The organism is Azospira restricta (genome assembly GCF_016858125.1).
In the GTDB taxonomy this organism is placed as follows: domain Bacteria; phylum Pseudomonadota; class Gammaproteobacteria; order Burkholderiales; family Rhodocyclaceae; genus Proximibacter; species Proximibacter restrictus.
This window is the reverse complement of the sequence record NZ_CP064781.1, coordinates 3,764,969-3,778,212: the sequence shown is the minus strand read 5'-3', so window position 1 is coordinate 3,778,212 and position 13,244 is coordinate 3,764,969. Positions and strand designations below refer to the sequence as shown.

At 66.2% G+C, this 13,244-nt stretch carries 12 protein-coding genes; 2 read left to right on the top strand and 10 right to left on the bottom strand.

Annotated features, from left to right (window positions below):
• Positions 1-7 precede the first annotated feature (7 nt).
• The 5 genes from IWH25_RS17965 to IWH25_RS17945 form a co-directional block, all read right to left on the bottom strand.
• The gene (locus IWH25_RS17965) at positions 8-1,033 is read right to left on the bottom strand and encodes a glycosyltransferase family 4 protein (RefSeq protein WP_203387126.1); all 1,026 of its coding nucleotides are present in this window, start codon (positions 1,031-1,033) and stop codon (positions 8-10) included.
• Entirely contained in the window at positions 1,014-2,186 is a 1,173-nt protein-coding gene (locus IWH25_RS17960; RefSeq protein ID WP_203387125.1) for a glycosyltransferase family 2 protein, read from the bottom strand. The genes IWH25_RS17965 and IWH25_RS17960 overlap by 20 nt, the downstream gene beginning before the upstream one ends.
• Entirely contained in the window at positions 2,183-3,748 is a 1,566-nt protein-coding gene (locus tag IWH25_RS17955; protein WP_203387124.1) for an NAD(P)/FAD-dependent oxidoreductase, read from the bottom strand. The genes IWH25_RS17960 and IWH25_RS17955 overlap by 4 nt, the downstream gene beginning before the upstream one ends.
• A 3-nt stretch (positions 3,749-3,751) precedes the next feature.
• Positions 3,752-4,210 (bottom strand): GtrA family protein, encoded by a 459-nt coding sequence (locus tag IWH25_RS17950; RefSeq protein WP_203387123.1) that lies wholly within the window; start codon positions 4,208-4,210, stop codon positions 3,752-3,754.
• A 148-nt stretch (positions 4,211-4,358) separates the two neighbouring features.
• Positions 4,359-5,057, bottom strand: coding sequence for a Crp/Fnr family transcriptional regulator (locus IWH25_RS17945; protein WP_203387122.1), 699 nt, complete (start codon positions 5,055-5,057; stop codon positions 4,359-4,361).
• Positions 5,058-5,216: 159 nt separating this feature from the next.
• Between IWH25_RS17945 and IWH25_RS17940 the strand changes: the two genes are divergently transcribed.
• Both IWH25_RS17940 and IWH25_RS17935 read left to right on the top strand, forming a co-directional pair.
• A complete protein-coding gene (locus IWH25_RS17940; protein ID WP_203387121.1) occupies positions 5,217-6,554 on the top strand; it encodes a heme-copper oxidase family protein in 1,338 nt (445 codons plus the stop codon).
• On the top strand, positions 6,551-7,141 hold the full coding sequence (locus IWH25_RS17935; RefSeq protein WP_203387120.1) for a TlpA family protein disulfide reductase: 591 nt from the start codon (positions 6,551-6,553) through the stop codon (positions 7,139-7,141). The genes IWH25_RS17940 and IWH25_RS17935 overlap by 4 nt, the downstream gene beginning before the upstream one ends.
• Positions 7,142-7,211: 70 nt before the next feature.
• Here IWH25_RS17935 and IWH25_RS17930 read toward each other — a convergent pair whose 3' ends face one another.
• From IWH25_RS17930 to cyoE, 5 genes are all read right to left on the bottom strand, one after another.
• Positions 7,212-9,089: a 2Fe-2S iron-sulfur cluster-binding protein gene (locus tag IWH25_RS17930; RefSeq protein WP_203387119.1), complete on the bottom strand. Its 1,878-nt coding sequence runs from the start codon at positions 9,087-9,089 to the stop codon at positions 7,212-7,214.
• An 86-nt stretch (positions 9,090-9,175) separates the two neighbouring features.
• Complete coding sequence (locus IWH25_RS17925; RefSeq protein WP_203387118.1) at positions 9,176-9,676, bottom strand: hypothetical protein; 501 nt, start codon at positions 9,674-9,676, stop codon at positions 9,176-9,178.
• Positions 9,669-11,240 (bottom strand): hydrogenase iron-sulfur subunit, encoded by a 1,572-nt coding sequence (locus IWH25_RS17920; protein WP_203387117.1) that lies wholly within the window; start codon positions 11,238-11,240, stop codon positions 9,669-9,671. The genes IWH25_RS17925 and IWH25_RS17920 overlap by 8 nt, the downstream gene beginning before the upstream one ends.
• Positions 11,241-11,441: 201 nt before the next feature.
• Positions 11,442-12,326, bottom strand: coding sequence for an SCO family protein (locus IWH25_RS17915; RefSeq protein WP_203387116.1), 885 nt, complete (start codon positions 12,324-12,326; stop codon positions 11,442-11,444).
• 13 nt (positions 12,327-12,339) lie between these two features.
• The gene (cyoE, locus tag IWH25_RS17910) at positions 12,340-13,230 is read right to left on the bottom strand and encodes a heme o synthase (protein WP_203387115.1); all 891 of its coding nucleotides are present in this window, start codon (positions 13,228-13,230) and stop codon (positions 12,340-12,342) included.
• Positions 13,231-13,244: the final 14 nt, after the last annotated feature.

Below are 13,244 nucleotides of genomic sequence, written 5' to 3'. Positions count from 1 at the left end.
CCGACCTTCACTGGCATGCCTGAAGCGCCTGGGTGAGTTCTCTGGCAACCACCGTTGCGCTGTCCTGCCAGGAAAACGCTCCGGCACGAATGATTCCGCGCGTGCGAAGCTCGGCGCGGCCCTCTGCGGCCTCGGTCATCCGATCCATTGCCTGCGTCAGGGCCTCTTCACTCTCCGGCGGGACGAACAGGGCATTGCCTGAGCCTGCCGTCTCCATTAGGGCAGGGTGTGTGGACGTTATCACAGGGGTTCCACAAGCCATGGCTTCCAGCACAGGGAGGCCGAATCCTTCATAAAGGGACGGAAAGACGAGCGCCAGTGCCCCGCGATAAAGGCTGGCCAGCGTCGAGTCGTCAATGGGCCCAGTGAAGCCTGCGCGGTTGCCGATCTTGTGCATGGCAATCAACGCTTCCGTTTCGGGATCCGGGTGTCCGGTAAAGAATAGTCGCGCATCACGCATCTTGACGCGCGAAAAGGCGGCTACCAGTCGAGGAATGTTCTTGTGGCGGGCACGACGGCCAACGTGGAGAAAATAAGGGCTGCCTGATTCGTGGCGTGGACCGTTGGGTGAAAACAGGTCGGAGGGCGCATTGGGGACAACCACCACCTTGTGTTCGTCCAGGTCAACCCAATCGAGGATGTCGGCTTTTGCATGCTCAGAAACCGTAAAGATACAGCTTGCCCGACGCGCGCCCGGCTTCACGACTGTGCGGTAGTAAAGGCGGCGAAGGAGGGACGACTCGCCAGGAAACCTAAGATGAATCAGGTCGTGGATCGTGAATGCAAAGGGAATCGAAGCGGCGATGGGTGGATTAAAGCCCGGGGAGAAATAGGCACATTGTCGTTTTCCAATGAGCCCGGCGGTGATCGCCAGAGGATCGATCGGCGACAGCCTTCTGGCGTTGATTGCCAGGGGGCGAGCGCCGGGAAGTCTGGAGATGATCTCGTGCGCGAACCGTCCTATGCCGTGCTGTCCGGACCAGCGCGGATCGTAGAGGATTGCCTCGCCGGCGCTATGCCCTGCCGTGCGCATGGGCGGGGCTTCCGGCCTTCATCATGTTGAGCAGGAACGACGAGAAGACGAGGTGAAGTCCGAGAATGGTCGCGGTACCGGCGACGATCGCCAGGTGAACCGTGTCGGCCATCGCTCCTTGGTGTCGCTCGATCCATTGGAACAGGATGTAGGCATCGGTCGAGGCGCCGATCAGGAATAGCGCGAGCCCGGTGAGTACGCCTTTCTCCAGCGTGAAGCGCCGCAGGAAGCGGCTGAACAGCGATGGCGGGAGGGGATGGTGTGCGTTGTGGTAGGCCTTGGCCAGAACGCCGAATGTGAGGATGCTGTTCCCCAGCAGGAACAGCATGCTGGCGAGAACGAGAAAATGGATGCCGAGGACCCGACCGAACAGTTGCGCCGGGCCGTTCACGAGACCGATCAGGCCGAGCAGGCCGAGCAGCCAGAACAGGCTGCCGGGCGCCATGTAGAGATAGTCCGGCGCGTAGGTGACGATAAAGCGCAGATGGCGCCATCCGTCGCGGAACGAACGCAGGTGGGGCGGCCGTCCCCGCTTGTCGGGGGACAGCGTCGTCGGGATTTCGCCGATGCGCAACCCGGCCTGGGCGGCGTACACGATCATTTCAGTGGCGAACTCCATACCGTCGGTGCGCAGTTTCATGCGCTTGTACGCATCGTTTGTGAAAGCGCGCATGCCACAGTGGAAGTCGCCGATCGGGATGTCGTACAGCAGGCGCGTCACCGTGGACAGGACGGGGTTGCCGAGATAACGATGCAGGGGCGGCATGGCGCCGGGCGCGATGCCGCCCTTGAAGCGGTTGCCCATCACCAGGTCGAAACCGTTTTCGATCTGGCAGATGAAGTCGCCCATCGCCAGCCAGTCGTAGGAATCGTCGGCGTCGGCCATGATGACGATCCGCCCCTTGGCGGCCTCGATCCCGCACATCAGGGCGGCGCCGTAGCCGCGCCGGCTTTCATGGACGACGCGGGCGCCCAGCGATTCGGCGATCTCGACCGAGCGGTCAGTCGAACCGTTGTCGGCGACGACGACCTCGCCACGGATGCCGAGCTCGGCGAAGCAGCGGAACGCCTTGTCGATGCAGATGCCGATCGAGTTCTCCTCGTTCAGGCAGGGCATCACCGCCGTGACGTAGATGTTGTCCTCGCGCATCATTTTGTCGCGTCCTGCTTTTCCTCGTGATATTCAGCTTCCAGATTGACCGACCACAGCGGGGATTTGTCGGTGCTTCCGGAGATGATTGCATCGACAGCCAACTTGGCGGTGGTCATCGAGTGATCCTGGTTGTTGTAGCGGTGCATGCCGTTGCGGCCGACAAGAAAGAGGTTGGCGAGCGCGTCGGTCCACTGACGGATCTCGTCGAAACGATCATAGGTTCCGAAGTAGGCCGGGTAGGCCTTCGGTACGCGCACGACGTGGAAGTCGAGTACATCCGCTTCGTCGATGAGGCCGATTTTGGCCAGTTCGGCCGTGGCCAGTCTGCCCATCGCTTCGTCGTCGAGCTGCCAAAGATCGTCACCTTCCTGACAAAAATACTCAGTGCCGAGCCACACCGTGTCCGGGTCGCGGACCAGTGCCGGACTCCAGTTGTTGAAGATCTGCAGGCGGCCGATGCGGACATCCGGTTCCTGAATGTAGATCCAGGTGTCGGGGAGCAGGTTCAGGCGCCGCTCGCCGGGCGTCGGTGCCGGCTGTGGCCGCAGCTTGCGCAGCAGCACGCCGACGGTGATGAAATCCCGGTAGATCAGGCCGTTGGCGACTTCGCCAACCGTCGCCGGCGCCGCCGGGTTCATCGCATCGACGAGTTCCCTGACCGGCATCGACGAGATGGCGAAGTCGCATCCGGCGCCGTGGAGGTGGCCGTCGGCATCCTCCCATTCCACGTGCGTCACGCGCTTGCCGTCGTGGCGCAGCTGCTTCACGCGGCAGCCCAGCCGGACCTCGCCGCCGTTGGCCGTGACTTCGTCGCGGACGATCCGCCACATCTGGCCGGGTCCGTACTTCGGGTAGAGAAAACGCTCGATCAGGCTGGTGTCGGTCTTCTTTTGTCGGACGTCGCCGGTGTCCCCCTTCGGCAGCAGCGAGCGCACGGCGTGCAGAAGGGCGCGCGTGATCGACAGGCCCTTGACCCGCTGCGCGCCCCAGTCCGGGCTGATCCGGTCGCAGGGAACGCCCCAGACCTTCTCCGTGTAGTCCTTGAAGAAGGTCCGGTAGAGCTCCCGTCCGAAGCGGTTGACGAAGAAATCCTCGAGGTGCCTTTCCGGCTTGCGCTGGAACAGCGACGCCCAGCCGTAGGTGACGCCGATCTTGAGCAGGCGCCACAGGCCGAGGTTGGCCATCGTCCGCGCCGACAGCGAGATCGGATAGTCGAAGAACTTGCGCAAGAAGAAGATCCGCGACAGCCGGGAGCGCAGCAGCATGACCCGGTCTGCGGCCGGTACGTGGTTCAGCAGCTCCTTCGGCGCCGGCGGCGAGGGCGGCAGCGGCATGATCTCGCGCCACCAGTTCATCACCCAGTCTGACTTGGAGAAGAAGCGGTGGCCGCCGATGTCCATGCGGTTTCCCTTGTACTCGACGGTGCGGGATATCCCGCCGACGTCGTCGAGGGCTTCGAGGACCAGGGGTTTGATCGGCGAGCGGCGCGTCAGTTCGAGCGCGGCGGTCAGGCCGGCGGGGCCGCCACCGATGATGATGACGCGTGGAGGCTGCGGCGGCATGGCTTATCGGGTCTCGGCAAACTTGCGGCCGCCCAGGCGGCGGGCAAGGCGGTTGTCGGAGAACAGCAACTGGCGTCGCAGCGTGAAGTTGAAGATCAGCACCAGCGCTGCGGCAACGAGTTTCGACGCCAGATAATGGAAACCCGCAAGTTCGGTGAGCAGCCAGAGCAGCGAGTTGTTCAGCAGCAGGCCGGCGATGCCGATGACGGCGAACAGGCCGAACTCGTGGGCGGCTTTGTCGATGGCGCGAAAATCGAAGATGAGGACGATGCAGAGCAGGTAGTTCACTACGAGCCCGGTCAGAAAGCCGGCGGTGGCCGAGCCGAGGTAGTGGACGCCGAGGTGCTCGGTAAGAAAATAGAGGACGCCGAAATCGACGACGAATGCCGTGCCGCCGACGGCGACGTAACTCAGGAACTGGGCGAGCAGCTTCTGGCGTGGGCGGCGATTTGCGTCGGTCATCGGGCGGCCTGTATGCGGACCATCAGCTTGGAAGCAATTCTCCTGCCACCGTTGAGTTCGTCGATGGCCGGTGCCCTTGCCCCGCGGAACGCGGCTGCAGCAACGCTCCGTCGGGTACCGGTATGGGGCGGGAGTCAGCCGGGCGGGGCTACAGATCGTAATCCCGCAACTTATCCACATCTGGAATGTGGATCTTCCGCCCCTCGACCGTAATCAGCCCCTTGTCCGACAGCTCGTGCAGGATGCGCGAGAAGTGCTCCTGCGTCAGGTTCAGCCGCGAGGCGATGACGCCCTTGTTGGTCGGCAGCGTGACGGTGACCGCCTTCTCGGCCTCGTCGGAGTCGAGCTGTTCGCGCAGCAGGTAGCCGATGATGCGCTGGCGGCCGGAGTGCAGCGAGTAGGATTCGACGTCGGTGATCAGGTGGTGCAGGCGCATCGCCATGCCGGCGATCATCTTGCGGCCGAGCTTGGGGTCGTTCTCCAACTCTTCCATGATCACCGCCTTCGAGATGTGCAGCAGCAGCGAGTCGGTCAGCGCCTGCGCGTAGACGAGGTAGGGCTTGTCCATGAACATCACTGCCTCGCCGAAGGTCTGTCCCTGGCTGAGGATCTCGACGACCTTCTCGCCGCCCTGCGGCGAGGTGAAGGCGAGCTTGACCTGGCCATAGACGATCAGGTGGAAACCGGCGCAGGCGTCGCCCTTGTGGAACAGGATGTCGCCGCGGGCGGCGTGGATCTCGCGGGTGCCGCGGGCGATGCGGGCGATTTCGGCCGGCATCAGTCCGTTGAACAGCGGCACATGCGCGAGCAGCGCCTCGATGTTGATGCTTTGATGGTTTCCGTGCATGCAGGGTATCCGAGTAGGCGGGCGCGGCAGCGCGCGTCGCGCGAATGTTCGCACTTGTCGCTGCGCGAGGCAAGTACGGGCCGCCGGGATCCGCTGCCCGCGCTGGTTTCGGCCCCGGCCAGGCCTTATAATTTGCAGCTTTTCGGCGAGGCTGTTCCTGTGGATTCGCAAGACGTGGTGAAGGTTTCTCCCGGGGCGCCGACGGCGCTCGCGCGGGCCTGGCTGTGGCTGGGCGTGATGGCGCTGATCGGCTCCGGCCTGCTCGCGCTGCTCTTGGTGTTCTCGCGTACGCCGGGCATCCAGGACGTGTTCCCGCTGAAGGAATTCTTCCGTTCGGCGCTGATCGTGCACGTCGATCTCTCCGTCGCCGTCTGGTTCATGGCCTTCGCCGCGGTGATCTGGAGCGCGGTCGGCGGCGCCGGGCTGGCCGGGCTGGGCTGGGCCGGCTTCGCGCTGGCGGCGCTGGGTACGCTGGTGATGACCGTGTCGCCGTTCTTCCCGGGCGCCGAACCGGTGCTCAACAACTACATCCCGGTGCTCAAGCACGAGGTCTTCTTCGCCGCGCTGTGGATCTGCGGCGCCGGCTTCACGCTGGCGGTGCTGCGCGCGCTGCTCACCACCTGGCCGCAGCGCATCGCCGCCGAGCCGCTGCGCTTCGGCAGCTTCCTCGGCGCCGTCGCTGCCGCCTTCGCGCTGGCGGCGTTCTACTGGTCGTGGGCGATGGTGCCCAAGGTCGAGGAGCCGATCTACTTCGAGGTGCTGTTCTGGGGCGGCGGCCACACGCTGCAGTTCCAGCACGCGCTGCTGATGGTCGTCGCCTGGCTGTGGATCGGCGCGCATCTCGGGCAGCCGTCGAAGGCCTCGCCGCGCGCGCAGGCGGTCCTCTTCCTGGTCGCCGCCTTCCCGCTGCTCGCCGTGCCGCTGATCTACCTGACCGTGCCGCCGGGTTCACTGCCGCACATGGAGCTGTTCGCCAAGCTGATGAAGTGGGGCCACCCGTACATGGGGCCGCTGATCGTCGTCGGCATGCTGTCGCTGTGGGGCGTGCGCAAGGTTGCCGCGCATCCGGCGAAATCGGCCTTCGTCGCCTCGTTCGTGCTGTTCGCGCTGGGCGGCGTGCTCGGCTACCTGATCCAGGGTGCCAACGTCGTCATCCCCGCGCATTACCATGGCTCGACGGTCGGCGTGACGCTGGCCTTCATGGGGCTGGCCTACGTGCTGCTGCCGATGCTCGGCTTCGGCAAGGCGGAAGGGCGGATGGCGGTCTGGCAGCCCTACGTCTACGGTGCCGGCCAGCTGATCCACGTCCTCGGCCTCGCCTGGTCGGGCGGCTACGGCGTGCAGCGCAAGGTCGCCGGCGCCGAGCAAGCGCTGGTGACGTTGCCGCAGCAGATCGGCATGGGCATGATGGGCGCCGGCGGCGCGATCGCGGTGATCGGCGGCATCATGTTCATCCTCGTCTGCCTGAAGGCGATGAGCAAGCGGAGGCCGGCATGAACGAAAAGAAGGCGATGGCGCTGCTCGGCTTCACCAGCATGCTGACGCTGGCGACGGTCGGCTATCTCGGCTACCGCATGTACACGCTGAGCCAGATGCCGTCGCAGGAACAGCTGGCGCAGCAGGCGCGCGCCTCGCGCCAAGTCAGCGGCGAAGCGGCGCAGGCCGGCGCCGACGCGCTCATGGCGATGACGCTGCCCGACCTGAAGGGCGTGCCGCAGGCGCTGGCGCAGTGGAACGGCAAGATCCGCGTGATCAACTACTGGGCGACCTGGTGCCCACCCTGCGTCGAGGAAATGCCGATGCTGTCGCGGCTGGCCGAACGCTTCGCCGCCGAAGGCGTGCAGTTCGTCGGCATCGGCCTCGACGAGACCGAGAAGATGCAGGCCTTCGTGCAGAAGACGCCGGTGGCCTATCCGCTGCTGGCGGCGGGAACCAACCCCGGCGGCTCGCCGGCGCTGACGGTGAAGGGCATGCCGTACACGATCGTGCTCGGGCGCGACGGCAAGGTGGCGTTCTCGCTCTACGGCGCGGTCAGGGAGGAGGAACTCGATCCGCTGCTGCGCCGGCTGGTCGCCGCCAGGTAAGCCGCCGACTCCGGCAAAAACAAAGGCCGCCCGGCGCAATGCCGGGCGGCCTTTTTCGTCGGGCCGTCTCTTACTTCGCCTGCGGCTGCAAGGCCATCGAGCGCGCCGACAGCGTGAAGGCGTCGGAGAAGCATTGGCCGTCCTCGGCGCCGTGCGCCTTGAGGAAGGGGAAGATCGCCTCGACCATACGCACCGAACCGCAGGCGTAGATCTCGTGCCCCTTCAGCTCGGGGAAGTCGGCGAGGATCGCCTCGTGCACCATGCCGGTGCGACCGGTCCAGTGGTCCTCCGGCGCCGGCTCGGAGATGACCGGCACGAAGTGGAAGTTCGCATGTTCCTTCGCCCACTGCTGCGGCAGTTCCGGCAGGTAGAGGTCCTTCAGCTGGCGGACACCCCAGTAGAGGTGGATCGGGCGCTTGATGCCGCGGCGGAAGGCGTCCTCGACCATGCTCTTCACCGGCGCGAAGCCGGTGGCGCCGGCGACGAAGACGATCGGACGGTCGGATTCGCGTAGCGTGAAGTCGCCGATCGGGCCTTCGAAGCGGACCGCGTCGCCGACCTTCATGCCCTCGAACACGTGCGTCGTGAACCTGCCGCCCGGCATCAGGCGGATCTGCAGCTCGATGATGTCCCCGTAGTGCGGCGGGTTGGCGAACGAGAAGGCGCGGCGCTGGCCGTCGTCGAGGATGATGTTGATGTACTGGCCGGCCTTGAACTGGATCCGCTCGCTGCCGGGCAGTTTCAGCGTGACGCGCATGACGTCGTGCGTCAGCCGGGTCAGTTCGACGACGCTGGCGGTGTATTCCTTGATGTTGGTGCGGACGGCGCTGGCGTCGTACTCGATCTCGACATCCTCGAGCGCGGTCGCGCAGCAGGCGAGCACCTTGCCCTGCGCCAGTTCCTCGGCCGACAGCGCGTTCGGCTGGTAGAGGCCGGGATCGACCTTGCCGGCGAGCACCGTGCACTTGCAGACGCCGCAGCCGCCGTTGCGGCATTCGTAGGGCAGGTTGATGTCCTGGCGCAGGCCGGCGTCGAGGATGGTCTCGTCGAAGCGCTGCTTCACCGCGCGGTTGGCCGGATGGAAGGTGATCGCCGCTTCCGCCTTGGCGGCCCCGTGGCGCTTCGGCGGCAGCCACGGCACCAGCACGAAGACGATGCCGGCGCCGACGACCAGGTACCACAGCTTCAGCGGGTCCATTTCATAGACCAGCGCCAGCACGCCCAGCTCGAACCAATCGAAGCCGATGTTGGTCGGCACCACCGAGAAATCGGCTTCGCCGCCCTGGCTGAGCACCGGCTTGATCAGCGACAGCGCGATGAACATCAGCGTCACCGCATAGCGGATCGGTATCGGCGGATTGATGTGCGCACGCGGCACGCGCTGCACGTGCACCCACATGATGAAGACGACGATCAGCGGCGCGCCGAGGTGGATGAAGGCGAGCAGGGTAAACAGGCGGCTGTTCACACTGCCCTCGTAGAGGAAGTTGCGGATCACGGTGCCGTTGAACATCGGCAGCACGTCGAACCACTCGGCGACGGCGACGACGACGAACTGCGCCAGCTTGTCCCAGACCAGCATGAAGCCGTTGATGCCGGCGACGTACACCAGCACCAGCAGCACGACGCCGGTGATCCACGAGAAGGCGCGGAAACCGCGGTAGCGGTCGTAGGCGAAGTGGCGGATCAGGTGCAGGAACATCGTCAGGATCATGCCGTCGGTCGCGTAGCGGTGGATCGAACGCATGATGCCGCCGGCCCACCACTGGTCGTGGGTGATCGCCTCGACCGACTCGAAGGCGTCGTGGACGCCGGTGTCGGCGAAGATGTACAGGTAGAAGCCGGTGCCGACCAGCAGCCAGAACTGCCAGAAGCTGATCGTGCCGAGGTGGTAGAAGGGGTTCAGCTTGTCGCCGAAGGCGAGGTTGAACACGTTTTCGACGCGCATGAAACACCAGCGCAGGGTTGCTTGCAGTAACTTGACCATTTTCTTGTCCGCTCGAAGGTGGTGAGGGCGAATGCTTGACGGGAGGCTTACTTGAAGAAGAGGCCGCCCTTGTCGGGGTGGAAGTCGATGACCATCGCCTGCGCCGGTTTCAGCTCGACCGTTTCCTCCTTGATGAACTTCCAGCCCTCCTGCTTGACGTTGTCCTGCATGCGCACCGAGAACTTGTGCGTGCCGGCCTTCACTTCGAGGCGGCGGTACATCGTCGAGATGCCGTCCTTGTAGAGGCCGGTCGGGTGCAGCACGTGGCGGACGACGTTCTGGTCGTCGATGTCGAGCTCGAAGCGGATGTCGGAACGCTCGCGCGGGCAGTCCATCGGCGCGCGCATGTTCGGCGGCAGCTTGGCCAGTTCCTCGGGCGTGCGCTTGCGGCACTCGCGGTCGCCGAGGTGGCTGAACGACACCTTGATCACCGCGACGTCGTCGGGAATCTGCCGGTAGACGGGGTCGGTCGCGAAGTAGCCGATGAAGGCGGCGAAGGCGCCGTAGAGGACGACCTGGCCGGCGATGGCGGCGGCGGGTTTAAGCATGGTGGGCGGTTCTCCGAAGATAAGGTTGAAGCTTTTCGCCGGCAGCCGGCAGGCTGCGCAGCCTGTTTCTGAAGGCGGCGAGCGCGGCGGCCAGCGCGCCGTCGTCGTTGGCCGAGACGAAGGCGGCGGCCAGCCGTTCGGCGGGAATCCGGCCGCGCAGTTGCGGCTCGCGCCGGCGGCTCAGGCGCTCGATCGTCCACCGCTCGCCGAGGCGGTAGTCGCAGCCGCTCTCGCGGCAGCTGGCGACGAGTACGCCGTCGGCGCCGGTACGCAGCGCGTATTCTACGAACGACGGCGGCAGCATGCCGGCACAAACGAGCTCGATGACGGCGGTGTCGGCTGCCGCCAGCCTCCCGGCGTGCGCGCCGTGGGCGCAGCCGAAGACGAGCACGCGCGTCTCGCCCGCGAGCGCGGCGAGCTTGGCCTCCAGCTCGGCGCGCAGCGCATCGACTGGCAGTTGCGGCAGGTCGATGCCGGTGAGCAGCGTCTGCTGGCTGCGGAAGGGCGTCGACGACGGGCAGGCGCCGGCGCAGATGCCACAGCTCGCGCACAGCGCGTCGTCGACGACGGCAACCTGATAGCCGGCGCGCGTCGGGTGCGGCGCCATGGTCACAGCGGCATACGGGCAGTCCGCCTGGCAGCGCGTGCAGCCGTTGCAGTTCGCCGGATCGACGACGGCGACCGGCTGCCGCGTGCGCTTCGCCAGGAAGGGCAGCGCGCAGAGCAGCGCGGTGGCGCCGAACAGCAGCGTCCACACGGTGCCGGGCGAGGTGAGGTCGGTCAGCGGGTGCAGGAAGAGGATGAACCAGTCGAGGCGGGTTTCCGCCGCCACCGCGGCGAGGTTCGCCGGCGCGTCGCTGGTCGCCGGCTTCGCCAGCGCGAGCAGCAGCAGCGTCGCCGCCGTGCCGCCCATCAGCCGCCGCGACGGCAGGTGGTCGACCCGCGAGATGCGGTGCACGTGCGCCCACAATGCGGCGAGCAGCAGGATCGGCAGGCCGAGGTGGATGAACACCAGCAGCGTGAAGAAGCGGTCGTTGATCGAGTCCGGCGCGAGGAAGTTGCGCGCCGACGGCTCGCTGAAGATCGGCAGCCAGTCGAGCAGCTCGGTGGTCGCGATCGCCGAGAACTGCGCCAGCTGGTCCCAGACGATCCAGTAGCCGCCGATGCCGCTGGCGAACGCGAGCCAGATCAGCGGCACGCCGGTGAGCCACGAGTAGAAGCGGAAGCCGGTGTAGCGGCCGTAGGCGAACTCGCGGACGAGGTGCAGGCCCATCGCCAGCACGAAGCCGTCGGACGCGTAGCGGTGCAGGCTGCGCAGGATGCCGCCGAAGTACCACTGCTCCTCGGAGAGCGCGCCGATCGACGAATAGACCTGGGCGACGCCGGTGTCGAGCGCGATGTACAGGTAGAGGCCGCTGCCGACGATGATCCAGAGCAGGAACAGGCCGAGCGCGCCGAGGTGGCGCAAGGGGTTGTGCGCGCCGCCGAAAAACAGGTCGAAGGCCTCCTCGCACCGCTGGAACGGCACCCGGATGAGCTGGCGGAAGTGGGCTTCGAGGATCACGGAATCGTCCGCGGGAATATCCGTACTGGCAGCGTTGGTTTATTAGCCGCTAATGATATTCTTCGCCGCATCAAGGCGACTTGACCCGCATCAATTCCGGCCGATTTCGCCGGCGGCGGCTCAGGCGTTCCCGAGGCGCTTCCGCACCTGGTTCGGGCGCACCCCGGGAGTACTTCCGCGCAAGGTGCTTCCGCACCTGGCTCAGGCGACGGGCGGGTCTTCGCGGCGCCGGTTGCGCCACATGTTGATCGACAGGTAGATCGTGAAGCCGACGAAGGTGAGGAAGCCGGCGACCATCATGTACACCGAGTAGTTGGTGCGGTAGCGGCCGGACACCGGGTCGTAGACCGAGCACAGGATGCGCACCCGTTCCATCAGCTCCTTGACCGTGCTCGCCTCGGCCGGGATCGCCGAGTTCGCGATCAGCAGCTTCAACGGCTCGGCGAGGTCCTTGGGCGTGAACTTCTCGCCATAGACCTGGCGGACGATCCTGCCGTCGGCGTCGACCAGCGTCACCTGGTTGAGGTGGTCGAAGCCGGCCGGCGTCGCCACGTAGCTGAAGCCGAAGTTCTGCGTCACGTCGCCGACGATCGCCGGCGCCGGGCTGAGAAACTCCCAGTTCGGCAGGTCGAGCCCGTAGCGCTTGGCGAAGTCCTTCATCGCCTGCGGCGAATCGAAGGGCTGGTTGAAGCCGATGGTAACGATGTTGAAGCGGTCGGCGCCCATCACGCTGACGGTCTCGTCGATGGCCTTCTGCAGGTTGCGCGTGGTCGTCGGGCAGACCTGGAAGCAGGCGGTGTAGATGAAGTTGACCAGCAGCGGCTTGCCCTTGAAGCGGGACATTTCGACCGGCTTGCCGTCGCGGTCGAGCAGCGCGAAGTTGCCGACCGGCTGGCCGATCGCCGCCTGCGAGCGCTCGAAGGCGGCGTTCTCGTCGAGCGTCGTCAGCGTCAGCCCGGGGCTGAGCGAGGTCGCCGGGCGGGCGGTCAACTTGGGCTTGTCCGGGTTCGCGTCGTCGGCGGCGGCGGCCGGCAGCGACAGCGAGAGCGCGGCCGCGCATGCGGCCAGGAGGAAGCGAAGGGTCACCCGCAGGGTCCGGTCAGAATTGGGCGTCGATGATCGCGCCCAGCAACACCAGAGTCAACTGGATCAGCGACGCGTGGAAGCAGGCGAGCGCGGTCTTGCGCTCGGGATTCCGCGTCAGCTGCCAGGCCTTCTGGATGAACAGCCCGCCGCCGAGCACGGCGGCGCCGAGATAGACCCAGCCGAGGCCGAAGGCGGCCGGCAGCAGCGAGGCGGCGACCAGCGCCAGCGTGCTGTAGAAGATGGTCCGGGCGGCCCGCTCGTTGCCGACGACGACCGGCAGCATCGGCACGCCGGCGGCGGCGTAGTCGTCCCGGCAGGCGATCGCCAGCGACCAGAAGTGCGGCGGCGTCCACAGGAAGAGCACGAAGGCCAGCGCCAGCGGCACGGCGCCGTGGCCGGGGTCGGCGGCGGTGGCGCCGGCGAGCACCGCCCAGCTGCCGGCCAGCCCGCCGAAGACGATGTTCAGCCAGGTGCGGCGCTTCAGCCAGACGGTGTAGACGATCGCGTAGAAGAAGGCGCCGAGGAAGACGTAGAGCGCCGCCCAGGCGTTCAGCGCGAGCCAGGCGGCGCCGACCGAGGTTACCGTCAGCACGCCGATGACGCCGAGCCAGAACGGGCCGTGCTTGATCTGGCCGGTGACGAAGGGGCGGTTGCGTGTGCGCGCCATCTTCGGGTCGAGGTCGTGCTCGTAATACTGGTTGAAGGCGCCGGCGGCGGCCGACGAGACGAGCACCGACAGCGTCAGCACGATCAGCTGCAGCGCCGACAGGCTCGGGCCGGAACTGACCGCGAGGCCGGCCAGTGCGGTAAACGTGATCACCACCCCGATGCGCAGTTTGAACAGGCCGAGGATGGTGCGTACCGTGAGACCGGGTGCGCTGGCGGTGGGCGTCGTCGATTGCATAGGCGTTCTTGTGT

Bases quoted from the DNA above. Each gene is read 5' to 3' on its own strand.
- IWH25_RS17965 (WP_203387126.1), bottom strand. From the start codon at position 1,033: ATGCGCACGGCAGGGCATAGCGCCGGCGAGGCAATCCTCTACGATCCG.
- IWH25_RS17945 (WP_203387122.1), bottom strand. From the start codon at position 5,057: ATGCACGGAAACCATCAAAGCATCAACATCGAGGCGCTGCTCGCGCAT.
- IWH25_RS17930 (WP_203387119.1), bottom strand. From the start codon at position 9,089: ATGCGCGTCGAAAACGTGTTCAACCTCGCCTTCGGCGACAAGCTGAAC.
- IWH25_RS17950 (WP_203387123.1), bottom strand. From the start codon at position 4,210: ATGACCGACGCAAATCGCCGCCCACGCCAGAAGCTGCTCGCCCAGTTC.
- IWH25_RS17925 (WP_203387118.1), bottom strand. From the start codon at position 9,676: ATGCTTAAACCCGCCGCCGCCATCGCCGGCCAGGTCGTCCTCTACGGC.
- IWH25_RS17935 (WP_203387120.1), top strand. From the start codon at position 6,551: ATGAACGAAAAGAAGGCGATGGCGCTGCTCGGCTTCACCAGCATGCTG.
- cyoE (WP_203387115.1), bottom strand. From the start codon at position 13,230: ATGCAATCGACGACGCCCACCGCCAGCGCACCCGGTCTCACGGTACGC.
- IWH25_RS17955 (WP_203387124.1), bottom strand. From the start codon at position 3,748: ATGCCGCCGCAGCCTCCACGCGTCATCATCATCGGTGGCGGCCCCGCC.
- IWH25_RS17960 (WP_203387125.1), bottom strand. From the start codon at position 2,186: ATGATGCGCGAGGACAACATCTACGTCACGGCGGTGATGCCCTGCCTG.